The 12612-nt window shown below is 67.3% G+C and carries 13 protein-coding genes; 4 read left to right on the top strand and 9 right to left on the bottom strand.

What is annotated here, in order from left to right; genetic code table 11:
* Positions 1–49 precede the first annotated feature (49 nt).
* Positions 50–373, top strand: a complete 324-nt coding sequence (locus tag LFT45_RS18235) for a DUF4229 domain-containing protein (protein ID WP_214852757.1) — start codon at positions 50–52, stop codon at positions 371–373.
* A gap of 21 nt (positions 374–394) precedes the next feature.
* On the opposite strand, the gene LFT45_RS18230 is transcribed toward LFT45_RS18235, so the two are convergent.
* From LFT45_RS18230 to LFT45_RS18210, 5 genes are all read right to left on the bottom strand, one after another.
* The gene (locus tag LFT45_RS18230) at positions 395–1276 is read right to left on the bottom strand and encodes a 1,4-dihydroxy-2-naphthoate polyprenyltransferase (protein WP_236805001.1); all 882 of its coding nucleotides are present in this window, start codon (positions 1274–1276) and stop codon (positions 395–397) included.
* Between the two features lie 92 nt (positions 1277–1368).
* Positions 1369–2526 carry an AMP-binding protein gene (locus LFT45_RS18225; protein WP_236805000.1) on the bottom strand — a complete coding sequence of 386 codons (1158 nt, stop codon included), beginning with the start codon at positions 2524–2526 and terminating at the stop codon, positions 1369–1371.
* 61 nt (positions 2527–2587) lie between these two features.
* On the bottom strand, positions 2588–3556 hold the full coding sequence (locus LFT45_RS18220; RefSeq protein ID WP_236804999.1) for a 1,4-dihydroxy-2-naphthoyl-CoA synthase: 969 nt from the start codon (positions 3554–3556) through the stop codon (positions 2588–2590).
* Between the two features lie 21 nt (positions 3557–3577).
* On the bottom strand, positions 3578–4018 hold the full coding sequence (locus LFT45_RS18215; protein ID WP_236804998.1) for a VOC family protein: 441 nt from the start codon (positions 4016–4018) through the stop codon (positions 3578–3580).
* A gap of 67 nt (positions 4019–4085) precedes the next feature.
* Positions 4086–4847, bottom strand: a complete 762-nt coding sequence (locus LFT45_RS18210; protein WP_236804997.1) for a CPBP family intramembrane glutamic endopeptidase — start codon at positions 4845–4847, stop codon at positions 4086–4088.
* Positions 4848–5026: 179 nt separating this feature from the next.
* On the opposite strand from LFT45_RS18210, the gene LFT45_RS18205 reads away from it, so the two are divergent.
* Positions 5027–6757: an ABC-F family ATP-binding cassette domain-containing protein gene (locus tag LFT45_RS18205; RefSeq protein ID WP_236804996.1), complete on the top strand. Its 1731-nt coding sequence runs from the start codon at positions 5027–5029 to the stop codon at positions 6755–6757.
* A gap of 109 nt (positions 6758–6866) precedes the next feature.
* On the opposite strand, the gene LFT45_RS18200 is transcribed toward LFT45_RS18205, so the two are convergent.
* Complete coding sequence (locus tag LFT45_RS18200) at positions 6867–8678, bottom strand: hypothetical protein (protein ID WP_236804995.1); 1812 nt, start codon at positions 8676–8678, stop codon at positions 6867–6869.
* Positions 8675–8962 carry a hypothetical protein gene (locus tag LFT45_RS18195; protein ID WP_236804994.1) on the bottom strand — a complete coding sequence of 96 codons (288 nt, stop codon included), beginning with the start codon at positions 8960–8962 and terminating at the stop codon, positions 8675–8677. Before LFT45_RS18195 ends, LFT45_RS18200 begins: the two co-directional genes overlap by 4 nt.
* A 406-nt stretch (positions 8963–9368) precedes the next feature.
* Here LFT45_RS18195 and LFT45_RS18190 point away from each other — a divergent pair, with 406 nt between their 5' ends.
* Both LFT45_RS18190 and LFT45_RS18185 read left to right on the top strand, forming a co-directional pair.
* Positions 9369–9746, top strand: a complete 378-nt coding sequence (locus tag LFT45_RS18190) for a VOC family protein (protein ID WP_236804993.1) — start codon at positions 9369–9371, stop codon at positions 9744–9746.
* A gap of 254 nt (positions 9747–10000) precedes the next feature.
* Entirely contained in the window at positions 10001–11461 is a 1461-nt protein-coding gene (locus tag LFT45_RS18185; protein WP_236804992.1) for an amino acid permease, read from the top strand.
* Between the two features lie 71 nt (positions 11462–11532).
* Here LFT45_RS18185 and LFT45_RS18180 read toward each other — a convergent pair whose 3' ends face one another.
* Together LFT45_RS18180 and LFT45_RS18175 are read right to left on the bottom strand one after the other, a co-directional pair.
* The gene (locus LFT45_RS18180) at positions 11533–12255 is read right to left on the bottom strand and encodes a dienelactone hydrolase family protein (RefSeq protein WP_236804991.1); all 723 of its coding nucleotides are present in this window, start codon (positions 12253–12255) and stop codon (positions 11533–11535) included.
* A gap of 139 nt (positions 12256–12394) precedes the next feature.
* A complete protein-coding gene (locus tag LFT45_RS18175; protein ID WP_236804990.1) occupies positions 12395–12571 on the bottom strand; it encodes a CsbD family protein in 177 nt (58 codons plus the stop codon).
* Between the last annotated feature and the right edge of the window lie 41 nt (positions 12572–12612).

Raw genomic sequence — 12612 nt, 5'->3', positions numbered from 1 at the left:
CCTTTACCACCGGCAGGATACGTTCAGGCAGGACGGCTAAACTTGGATCGTGGCTTTTCTGAAATACTCCCTGATCCGGTTCGCAATCTTCCTGCCCCTGTTTGTGCTGTTCGTCTTCCTGCAGCTGGGGTGGTTTCTTGCCGTCATCTGTGCAGGGCTGATTTCCTTCGCCATCAGCTACCTCTTCTTCCAGAAGCAGCGCGATGCGGCAACGGCGTCCCTGCATGCCCGTTTCTCCGGCCGTGCCAAGCCCATCCGCACCGCCGGCGAGGTGGACGATGCCCAGGCCGAGGACCGCCTCGTCGACACGCACCCGGACGTCACCATCCGCAACGACGCCAAGAACCGCGAACCCCGCGGCGAAGGCGCCTAGCCTCCAGCGACGCGCCTAGGCTTATAGCCCGCTGCTCAGCACGAGTCCCAGCGAGAACAACACGGCGTAGCCGAGGTTGATGAGGCCCGTCTGCTTCAGGACCGGGATGAGGCTCTTGCGCTTCCGCCCGTTGATCATCAGCCAGGCCGGCATCAGGCAGGCCGGGATCAGGAGCAGCACGATCAGCATCCACGGCCGCGTGGGCGCCAGGATCACCACCAGCAGGATGGCCACGGCCAGCATCAGCACGTAGCTCTCGCGCGCGTGCTTGTCGCCCAGCCGCACCGCCAGGGTTTTCTTCCCGGCCTCGATGTCCGACGAGATGTCCCGCACGTTGTTGGCCATGAGCAGGGCGCACGCGATGAGTCCCGTGCCGATGGCGCCAATCACGGCAGGCAGGCCGATCTGCCCGGCCTGGGTGTACGTGGTGCCGAGGGTGGCCACGAGGCCGAAGAAGACAAACACGAAAACATCGCCCAGGCCCATGTAGCCGTACGGGTTCTTTCCGCCGGTGTAGCCCCATGCCGCCATCACACAGCCCGCGCCCACCAGCAGCAGCCACCAGGTCTGGGTGATGATGACCAGCACCAGCCCCACGAGCATCGCCAGGCCGAAGGCGCCGAACGCGGCATATTTCACGTGCTCGGGGCGGGCGGCACCGGAACCGACAAGACGCAGCGGCCCCACCCGGTTCTCGTCCGTCCCGCGGATCCCGTCCGAGTAATCGTTCGCGTAGTTGACGCCGATCTGCAGCAGCAGCGCCACGAGGGCCGCCAGAACCGCATTGAGCGGACGGAAGGAAGCCATCTCGTAGGCTGCCGCCGAGCCGATCAGGATAGGGGCGATCGCGGCCGGCAGCGTGCGGAGCCGGGCGCCTTGGATCCATTGTGCGGCTGTTGCCACGGTAAGTACCTCGCGTTGGGTCGGTGATGCGTTCAAAAAAGCATGGGCGTGCGCTGGGCACACGGAAGCCGCAGCGGCGCGGCAGGACTACTCTATTTTCCCTGATGGAGCGCGTTGAGCCGTTCAATCATGGCCAGCCGGTCCGGCTTGCCGTTGGGCAGCATGATCAGTTCACCGGCCGGAAGAACAGTCTTGGGGGCCAGCAGCCCCAGCGTCCGGTGCCATTCCTCGGCCCACGCGGCCCCGTCGCGTGCAGCGCCACCGGCGCCGTCCCCGGACGCGGTTCCGGCGACGGCCACATAGGCCGCCACGGCCTGGCCCCATTTTGCGGACTCGACGCCGGCAACAAAAGCCGCGGACACGCCGTCGGACTTTTCCAGCTCCGCCTGCACGTGCGCGGCGGACACCTTGACGCCGCCGGTGATGATGACGTCGTCGGCGCGGCCCAGCACGGTGAGCCGGCCATCGGGATCGAGGGTGCCGAGGTCGTTGGTGCGGTACCAGCGGGTGCCGTCCTCCTCGACGAAGGCCTCGGCGGTCTGCCGCGGCGGGCCCAGGTAGCCGGCCGCGAGCGTGGCCCCGCCGAGGTGGATCCGGCCGTCTTCGGCGAGCCGCAGAGCCACGCCCTCGAGCGGATAGCCGTCGTACACGCAGCCGCCGCAGGTTTCCGCCGCCCCATAGGTGGTGACCACCCGGAGGCCGGCGTTGCGCGCCGACTCCAGGAGCTCGGCAGAGGCCGGGGCGCCGCCGAGCAGGATGCCGTTGAAGCGGCGCAACACAGCGAGCGTGTCAGGCGACGGGTCGGCGAGCAGGCGCTGCAGCTGCGTGGGCACCAGCGACGTGAAGCGGATGTTGTCCGTCAGCTCCAGCGCGGCCGCGGTGAAGCCCTCGGCCGTGAAGCCCCCGGACAGGTCCATGGCCCATGGCCGGGTGCCGGCGAACAGCGACCGGACCAGCACCTGCACACCGGCCACGTACTGCAGCGGCAGGGCCAGCAGCCACTGACCCTCGCCCTTGAGCGCGAAAGCGGTGGCCATCGACGACGCCGCCAGCGCATCCACGGTCAGGACCGTCGCCTTGGGCGTCCCGGTGGACCCGGAGGTGCGGACCACGGCGACGGCGTCCTCGAACCCGGGGGTCGGAACGGGCGTCACCACAGGCTCGCCGTCGGGGCTCACTGAGAGTTCGACGGCGGGGCCCTCACCGTGGAGGGCGGCCGCCAGCGCCTTGAGGGCCGGCTCGATATTCACTGCGTGCGCCTTGGATGCGCGGGCCTGGGGAGCATGGGGTGCCTTCCGACGGGTGCGGGCTTTAGAAGTAGTACGGGAACCGGGACCAGTCGGGGTCGCGCTTTTGCAGGAAGGCCTCCTTGCCCTCCACGGCCTCGTCCGTCATGTACGCCAGCCGGGTGGCTTCGCCGGCGAACACCTGCTGGCCGGCCAGGCCGTCGTCGGCGAGGTTGAAGGCGAACTTGAGCATCCGGATGGCCTGCGGGGACTGCCGGGCGATGTCCGCGGCGTACTCCAGGGCCACCTCCTCGAGGCGCTCGTGGTCGACGGCCTCGTTCACTGCCCCCATCCGGACCATGTCCTCGGCGGAGTACTCACGGGCAAGGAAGAAGATCTCCCGGGCGGCCTTCTGGCCGATCTGCCGGGCCAGCAGCGCCGAGCCGTAGCCGGCGTCGAAGCTGCCCACCGTGGCGTCCGTCTGCTTGAACTTTCCGAACTGGCGCGAAGCGATGGTCAGGTCCGAGACCACGTGGAGTGAGTGCCCGCCGCCGGCCGCCCAGCCGTTGACGACGGCGATGACCACCTTGGGCATGGTCCGCATGAGCCGCTGGACTTCCAGGATGTGGAGCCGCCCGGCGCGGGCCGGGTCGATGGTTTCCTGCGTCTCGCCGTCGGCTGTGTTCTGTACTACGTACCGATAGCCGTCCCGTCCCCGGATCCGCTGGTCCCCGCCCGAGCAGAACGAGTGCCCGCCGTCCTTGGGGGAGGGGCCGTTGCCGGTGAGCAGCACGGTGGCCACGTCCGGCGTCATCCTGGCATGGTCCATGGCGCGGTAGAGCTCGTCCACGGTCCCCGGACGGAAGGCGTTGCGCACCTCCGGCCGGTTGAACGCGATGCGGACCGTGGGCAGGTCCCGTGCCACAGTGCCGTCGTCGGACCGCTCCACCTGCCGGTGGTAGGTCAGGTCCTGGAAGTCGTCGAAGCCGGACACGGTGCGCCAGCGGGACGGGTCAAAGACGTCCGATACCTTGGCGGGGAATTCGTTGCTCACCGTCCAAGTCTAGTAATCGGCTCAGCTGATGCAGAACTCGTTGCCCTCGGGGTCCGCCATGGTGTGCCATTCGTGGGGCCCCTGGCTGGCAGTCCAGAGGAAGGTGGCGCCGCGGGCCTCAAGCTCGGCGCGGACGTCGTCCTTGTCCCGGCCGTCGAGCCTGACGTCCCAGTGCACCCGGTTCTTGATCGTCTTCTGCTCCGGCACGGTCTGGAACAGCAGCCGCCGGGCGGGTGCCTTGGCGTCGAGTTCCTCGGTGGGCCTGATCGCCGCGCCGTCCTTCCACACCAGCCTGCCGTTGTGCGTCGTGGTCTGGTCGTCCGTCGCGAAGCCCTGGCTGATCATGGACCGGATGAATCCCTCATCCTGCGGCTCCACTGACCAGTCCAGCGTTTCGGCCCACCAGTCGGCGAGGTCATGCGGGTGCTTGCAATCGATGGCGATCTGAATGTTGAGTCCCATGGCACCAAACTACGACGACGGCGCCGCCTCCGGATAGGGGCGGGTCTTCCGACGGGTGCGGGCGATTCTAGCCCTGGGCCCGCTGCAGCTGGTCCAGGAGCTCCGGCGGGATGGTGTACAAAAAGACCACAGCGAGCAGGTTCTTGGCGGCATGGACGAAGTAGGAAAACATCAGGTTCCTCCCTGTCCACACATAGACGAACACCAGCGTGGCGCCCATCGCCAGGTACGGCATGAGCGCGGGGAGGGTGATCGCTTCCTGGCCCACGATGTGCAGGGCGGCAAAGAGGACCACGGACAGCCCGCAGCAGAGCCAGATGTTGACCCGACGGCTCAGTTTCCCGATCAGCAGGTGCCGGAACACGTACTCCTCGACGAACGGGCCCACCACAACGATCAGCGGCACCATGAGCCAGGCCGGCACCTGCCGCATGAGCGCCTGCAGCCCGGCCTGGTTGGCGGACGTCTCGGTGGTCCCGCCCACGGCCACCAGGATCGCGGTGACAATCATCATGGCAACGACGGCCAGCGGCACCATGGCGAGCGTGAACCAGGGCCGGGTGGCAAGCACTTTGAGGTCCCGGGACACCACTCCGCGGGCGGCAAACAGGGCCAGGGCGCCGATGCCTCCGTAGAAGAGGAGGTTCACGCCATAGGACGCGACGGCCGGCGTCGGGGCCAGTTCGCGCAGCAGCGGCAGGATCAGTTCCCCGGCCAGCGCGAAGAAGGCCGCAACGGCGACATAAAGCCCCACGGCGGTGAGGTCCAGCGGCGAAAACCGGTAGAGATCCGGCCGCGGGGTCGGGAGCATGCGTCTGGTATTCACCATGCTTCCAGCGTAGTGCGCCAGCCCGTGGAAACCTTGACGGGGCCGCCCGCAGCCGGGCAGGCTGGACCCATGAAGTCCTAGACCCCGACGCCGGCATCCACCGGCGTCCACTTGGCCCTAGACCAGGCCCCGCAGAGCATCGAGCTCCGGGGCCGCCCTTTGGACTGCGAGGACTTCCCATGACTGAACCGAATTTCCGCACCGAACAGCTGCACCTGTCCGGCGTCTCCCACGGCTACGGTGACCGCGAACTCTTCACCGGCGTCGACCTGGTGATCGCCGAGGGGGAGCACGCCGCCGTCGTGGGCGAGAACGGTGCCGGCAAATCCACCCTGCTGCGGATCCTGGCCGGAATCGAGGCGCCGGCAGACGGCACGGTCCGGCGGCACGGGCGGGTGGGATACCTGGCGCAGACGTCGGGGCTGCCCGCCCGGCTGACCGTGGCCGACGCGATCGACAATGCACTACTCGCGCTCCGGGAAATGGAATCCGAGCTGGAACGGCTGGAGGACGGTCTTGCGGCGGCCGGACCGAACGAACTCGAGGCGTACGGGAACCTGCAGACCCAGTACCAGCTGCGCGAGGGCTACGCGGCGGAATCCCGTGTGGACGCGGCATTGGACAAGCTGGGCCTGGGCGGGGTGGACCGAGGCCGGGCACTGGGGTCGCTGTCGGGCGGGGAGCAGGAGCGCGTCGCCCTGGCCTGCTTGCTGGCCGACCCCGCGGACATCCTGCTCCTGGATGAGCCCACCAACCACCTGGACGCCGGCGGCACTGCCTGGCTGGAAGCCCGACTCGCCGCGCACCGCGGAGCCGTGGTGGTGGTCTCCCACGACCGCGTGCTCCTGCGGAAAATCGCTGCCGCTGTCATCGAGGTAGACGCCGAGCGCCACACCGTGAACCGCTACGGCAACGGCTATGACGGCTACCTGAAGGAGAAACGGGCCGAACGCCAGCGTTGGGTGCAGCAGTACCACGGCTGGCTGGACGCCATGGCCTCGGAACGGCGGCAGGCGGACACCGTCGCGGACCGGATGGGCTATGCCCGCCGACGGGACAACGACAAGGCGGGCTTCGACTTCAAGACGGGAACGTGGGAGCGCGCCGCCGCCAGCAAGGTCCGTAATGCCCAGGAGCGACTGCGCCGCCTGGAGGACAACCCGGTGGAGCGCCCGCCGGAACGCCTGAAGCTCGACGCCGGGCTGAACGGCGCAGGGCCGGACGGCGCCGGGCCGGACCTGGGCGGTGAATCCCCGGACACGGCCAGCCGGGTCCTGCACGCCCGCAACGCCCGGGTGCCCGGCCGGCTGGACGTGCCCGAGTTCCGTGTGGACCGGGGGCAGAAAATCCTCATCACCGGTCCCAACGGCGCCGGCAAGTCCACGCTGCTCTCCGTTCTGGCTGGCACCCTCGAGCCGGCCGCGGGGCAGGTGGTGCGGCACGGCCGGATCGGTTATCTGCAGCAGGAGCTGGAGCTGCCCGAGCAGCCATCCCTGCGGCTGCTGCCGGCCTTTGCTGCAGGGCTGGGCGGGAACATCGACGACCACGCCGAGGCGCTGCTGCGGCTGGGCCTCTTCCGCACCAGCGAGTTCCATGTTCCGGTGGGCTCCCTTTCCGCCGGACAGCAGCGCCGGCTGTCGCTCGCCCGGCTCCTGCTCGGTCACAACGAGGTTATGCTCCTCGACGAGCCCACCAACCACCTGGCTCCCGTGCTCGTGGAGGAACTGGAATCGGCGCTCGCGGACTTCAGCGGAACTGTTGTGATGGTCAGCCATGACCGGGCCCTGGGCGAATGGTTTGACGGCTGCGCGGGCAGGTCCCGCCGCCGGGCCGGCGAAGGGACGCCGGGAACGTGGCTCAGGTACACGATGGCGGCGGGCACGCTGGAAGAGGTGGCGCTGCCCGCCTGACCCTCCGAATGCTGGCAGAAAAAACCCAGGCCACGCGGGTGTGCCGCGGGGCCTGGGTTATTGACTGCCTGGGTTTTCGAACCTGGGTTCCTGCCTCTCGGAAGAGTGGCTACCGGAACAGGGCGCCGTAGGTTCCCATGATGATCCGGTCGCCAGGCTTCGACTTCTTGATGTAATCCACTACGGCCCAGTCGTCGAGCGAGATGCAGCCTGCCGTCGGGACCTTGTTCATGTGCAGGAAGATGGCGAAGCCGGCGTCCTGCACAATGTTGGGACGGTTGTAGTTGATGACCACGCCTTGACGGTAGTCATGCGAGGCGCGTGTGGCGAAGTACCACATGTTCTCGTCCCAGCCCACCCAGGACGAGGACTCGAAGTACTTGTTGTACGTCGCGGTCCACGGGTTGCCGCCCCAGCGGGAGCGGGGGTTCAGCGTGCGGTAGGGGAGCTGCGTTCCCGGGTTGCCCAGGCCGAATGCCTCCGTTACCGAGTACGACCCCGTGGGTGAGTACAGGTTGCGGGTGGGGCCGGACGGCACTCCCGGCGCCTTGAAGCCCGAGGCGCCCACATAGCCGTCCGTCTTCCAGTCCGGGAGGTACATGCCGGCGATCCGAACGCAGTAGACGTTGGTTGCGCGCGACTGCTTGTAACCCTGGGTGAACGTGAGGAGCACTCGGTTGGCACCGTACGCCGAGTACCTGGACCGTCCGTTGTTCAGTTTCTGGCATTCGGTTATGCCGTAGCTGCGGGTACCTGCCCTGGAAATCCAGCTGATGAAGCCGCGCTGGAACGACTGCACACACTGCCCCGAAGTGCACTTCTCGTTGCTGACCGGGTACCCGAGTGAACCGCGGGTGGCGCCGGTGGCTGCGAACTTGCCGCCGATTGCCCCTCTGATGATCCATGCCCCGGAGCTTGGCGACCAATAGATGCGGCCGCCCTGGAAGCGCTGCACGCAACCCTTGCCCGGCTGGCCGCAGATCTCGCCGGTTACCGGGTATCCCATGCTGCTGTTCTGCGCACCGCTGGCAGTCCATCTGGTGCGGACTGCGCCACGGACAAGCTGGGCTCCTGTTGCCGGTGACCAGTAGACCGATCCCTTGGCGAATGTTTGGGAGCACCCCCGGTTCTTCAGTCCGCAGGCTTCCTTGGTGGCAGGCAGGCCCAGGCCGTTCACACCTCCCAGCGCGGTCCACCGGGCACCTATGGCGCCCCTCGTCCAGACCGGCAGTACGCCGTTGCTGGACGAGGTGAGGAGCCGCCCGCTTGAGAATTTCTGGGTGGTTCCGCCGGCTACGGCCACTTCGTCGGTAACGGGGTAGCCAAACGCCGCCAGCCGGCCGTTGCCGTACCAGTGTGGTCCGGTCCTGCCGGAGACGTGCAGGACCGGGTGGGCGCCGCTGGCGGGCGTCCAGTAGACGGAGCCGGCTTTGAAGTTCTGGACGCACATGCCAGCCGAGCACCGCTCATTGGAGATTGGCTCGCCGAGGACCCCGGTTGCGCCTCCCATTCGCGTCCACTTTCCGCCGATGGCGCCATGGGTCACGAATTTTGGTTCGGGTTCTGGCTCCGTTACGGGCGGGTCCGCCGGCGGCGACGGTGCCGCCGGGTCGGTCGTTGCTGGTTCAGTGACCGGGTCAGCCGCGGCGCCTGTGGCGGCGTCCGTCGCCGGATCTGTCGTGGCGCCCGTGGCTGGTTTGGTTGCTGTCGTAGCCCCCGGCGATTCCGACGTAATCGCGCCGGGACTTGGCGTCATCGTGGCGGTGCCAGTTGTTTCCGCGCCTGACGTGGAAGCATCCGCAGTTTCCGTTGCCTGGGCCGGCGGCGAAGGGGTGGAATCAACCGCGAGGGCGGGCGAGGACGCAAGGGACCCGGCCACCAGGCTCAGGAGCAGGGCAGCCGCAAATATTGGTTTTTTCACGAAGCGTCCTCCACCGAGACAACGGGTTCGCACGTGCCGCCCTGGCCCGTGGTTTTGGCGAAGTTCTCAGCAGAAACCTCAGCCGATTTCCCTGCCGGGACGGTTTCCGTGATCAGGGTGTGGCCCTGGACTGCCGCGCCAACGGTGACCGCGATGGCCACGGTGTAGGTCTTGGCTTTGTCCGAGGAGTTGACCAGGGTTCCCTTGAACGTCCACTGGCCGTCCGCGCCGGCCGCGCAGGTGTGCTCCTGCAGGGCATCGATCGCGTTCAGCGATGTGGACACATCGGTGGGAAGGACAGGGGCCGTAGTGGGTGGTGAGGATTCCGGCGGCGGCTGGGACGCCGGCGTCGTACTGGCTGGTGATGCGCTAGGGCTGGGTCCGGAAGGGCCAGTGCCCCCGCCGGAACACCCCGAGGCTGCCAGCAGCAAGGCAGCCGGCAGCAGTAGAGCTCTCTTTCTCATAGTTCCCCCTGAACAAATGGCGCAAGTGCCGGCGCCGCATGAGACGGTGCGGTGCCATGGCCGGAAACGGATCCCCGGCCATGGTGCTCACAGTAGCCGCAACAGAGCCCCGCCGGGAGCCTTTTCTCCATTCGAATTAGAGCCGGGGTCTCGCGGGTGAGAGACGGCATCCCGCGGGTTCCGAATGTGCTGCCTTACCGCAAGGCGTCTCCGTACACTGAAGTCCATGGCTTGCCGAATCAGCGAACTTGTCCTCAACTGTGCCGACCCCGAACTGCTCGCGCGGTTCTGGAGTGAGGTGCTCGGCTACGTCGAACTCGGCCGGGAGGACGGTGCGATCGAGATCGGCCCGCCCGGTGCCGGCTTCGGCGGCCTGCAGCCCACCATCATCCTGAGCCCCAGCAGCAACCCGCGGAGCGGAAAACTCCCGCTGCACATCGACGTCAACCCGGTCGACCGGGACCAGGACTCCGAACTGGAACGGCTGCTCGCCCTCGGTGCCCGTCCCGCCGACGTCGGGCAGACCGGCGACGAGCAGTGGCACGTCCTGGCCGACCCCGAGGGCCATGAGTTCTGCCTCCTGCGCAGGCGGCTTGAGCCCTGATCTGACGACGTCCCGACAGAGCCGCTCGCACCATGCCCGGCACCCGTTCCGGCGGGGAATGTTGTCCCCGTCACGCACCACCCCGGGGAATCTTGTACGATGGATAGGCCGTGCGAACCTTCGATGCTCCACGAGTTTTTGTACACATACGGTCCTCAAGAGGGGCATGAAGTCGAATTATCTGTACAAATTCTCCAGGTTCCGGAACCGGCAGTGCCCTATCCAAGGCAACCCCCGACCTACAAGGAACAGTTGTGCCTCAAAGTACCCCAACAGAACTTATGAGCCCGACGGCTCCATCCGCCGCCGTCGACTCGACCCTCAGCGCCGAGGGCTACAAGAAGACCCTGGGCCGGCGCCACGTCACCATGATCGCCATGGGCGGCGCCATCGGCGTCGGCCTCTTCATGGGCGCGGGCGGCCGCCTGGCCTCCACCGGCCCCGCGCTGATTTTCTCCTACGCCATCGCCGGCGTCATCGCCTACCTGCTGATGCGCGCCCTCGGTGAACTCGTCATGTACCGCCAGACCTCCGGCTCCTTCGTCAGCTACTCCGGTGAAATGTTCGGCAAGAAGGGCGCCTACCTCTCCGGCTGGATGTACTTCATCAACTGGGGCATGACCGGGATCGCGGAACTCATCGCGATCGGCCTCTACTTCCAGTTCTTCTTCCCGAACGTACCGGTGGAAGCCTCCGCCATCGCCGCGCTGGCCCTGCTGGTGGCGGTCAACCTGCTCAGCGTCAAGGCGTTCGGCGAATTTGAGTTTTGGGCGTCCTGCCTGAAGGTGGGCGCCATCCTGATCTTCCTGGCCGTGGGCACCTTCATGGTGGTCACCAACGCCAGGGTCGGCGACGGCCATGCCTCGGTCGCCAACCTCTTCGCGGCCGACGGCGGGCTGTTCCCCAAGGGCGCCCTGGTGATGGTCCTGGTCCTGAACGCGGTCATCTTCGCGTACAACGGCATCGAGCTCGTCGGCATCACCGCCGGTGAGATGCAGAATCCGGAACGCGAAGTGCCCAAGGCGATCCGCGCCGTCGTGCTCCGCATTGTGGTGTTCTACGTCGGTTCCGTCACCCTGTTGGCCATGCTTCTCCCGTCCGACCAGTACAAGGCCGGCACTTCCCCGTTCGTCACCGTGTTCGGCCAGATGGGCCTGGGCTGGGTGGGCGACGTGATGAACATGGTGGTCATCACCGCCGCCCTGTCCTCCTGCAACTCGGGGCTCTACTCGATCGGCCGCGTGTTCCGCACCATGGCCAACAACGGGCACGCCCCGCAGTGGCTCACCCGGATGTCCAAGCGCCACATACCGTACGCCGCGATCCTGGCCATCGCCGCGTTCTACCTGGTGGGCATCCTGCTCAACATCTGGCTGGGCGGCTCGCACGCCTTCGACCTCGCGCTCAACACCGCCTCCATCGGCGTCATCTTCACGTGGGGCGCCATCTTCGCGAGCCAGATCGCGCTGCGGCACCGCAAGGGCCAGGTTTCGAGCCTGCCGATGCCGGGTTCGCCCTGGACCAGCTGGGCCGGGCTCGTGGGCCTGCTCGCCATCACGGTGCTGATCGGCTTCGACACCATGACCAGCAAGACCGGCGAGGTCTTCCACCTCGGCCTGTGGACCCTTGCCACCGTTCCGTTCTTCGCCGTGGTTCTGTGGCTCGGCTGGCAGAAGGTCAAGAACAACGAGCCGAAGAGCGAACTCTTCAGCTAGCCTTCCGTTTTGATTACGACGGCGGGCCCTCCTTTTCGGAGGCGCTCGCCGTCGTCGTTCGCGCTGGAGGTTTAGTCCCGCAGGTGCCGGGCGAAGTGCTCCTCGATCCGGCGCCATGCCTCCGGGGCGGCGGCCGGATCCGGGCCAATTCCCATTACGCGCGCCAGCGGGCGCAGTGCCCGGGGGCCTTCCTCCTGGTCGTTCAGGAAGGAGTGCCCCGCCGTCGGGAATTCCTTGACGTCGTGTTCAATGCCCCCCACGGCCAGGGCGGATTCCAGCCTGGCCGCCGCGCCCCGCAGGGTGCGGTCTTGTGTGCCGTAGTTCGCCACGAGCGGGCACGCGCCCCGGAGGGCCGGCTGGAGGTCGCGGGGGAGGCGGCCGTAATTCACTGAAGCGGCGTCGAAGCCGTCATTGGCCGCCAGCAGCGCGAACCCGCCGCCCATGCAGAAGCCGATGACGCCCGTCCGGCCGTTCGAGAGCTGCGATGCCTGCAGCCAACTCCGCGCCGCGGCGATGTCGGCAAAGACCCGTCCTTCGCCCGTCATCATGGATTTCATGGTGCCGATCAGGCAGCGGCGCGGGCCGCCGTCGCTGTAGAGGTCCACGGCGAGCGTGAGGTAGCCGGCAGCGGCCAGCCGGTCGGCATGGCGGCGGATCTGGTCGGTGAGGCCGAACGCCTCGTGGATCATCACAACGCCGGGAAAGGGACCGGTGCCGGTAGGGGTGGCGAGGTAGCCGCGAAGGTTCTTGGATCCGGCGGCAGTGGCAGTCCCGCTCAGGTCTACGTGCGTCATGGGCCCAGTGTTGCACGGACCGCAGTGTGGCGCCGCAGTCTTGCATCGGCCGACTCTGGGCTTCAACACGGCCGGCATGCAAAAACGGCGACGCCGGGCTCCCCCCAAGGGAGTCCGGCGTCGCCGTTGAGCGGGGGTACTAATCCCGCTTAAGTTCGTCCTTGACGTCTTCGCCGACCTTCTTGGCGTCGGCGACCACCTGGTCCTTCTGGCCCTCTGCCTTCAGGCGGTCATTGTCCGTCGCGTTGCCTGCTGCTTCCTTCGCCTTACCGCCGAAGTCCTCTGCAGCGTTCTGGATCTTGTCTCCGATACCCATGGTGGGGAACCACCTTCCGTTGCCGGTTGAACTGACAAAGC

The sequence above is a fragment of the Arthrobacter sp. FW305-BF8 genome (assembly GCF_021789315.1).
GTDB lineage: Bacteria > Actinomycetota > Actinomycetes > Actinomycetales > Micrococcaceae > Arthrobacter.
Note: the sequence above shows the minus strand (reverse complement) of the source record. Positions and strands in the feature narration are given on the sequence as shown.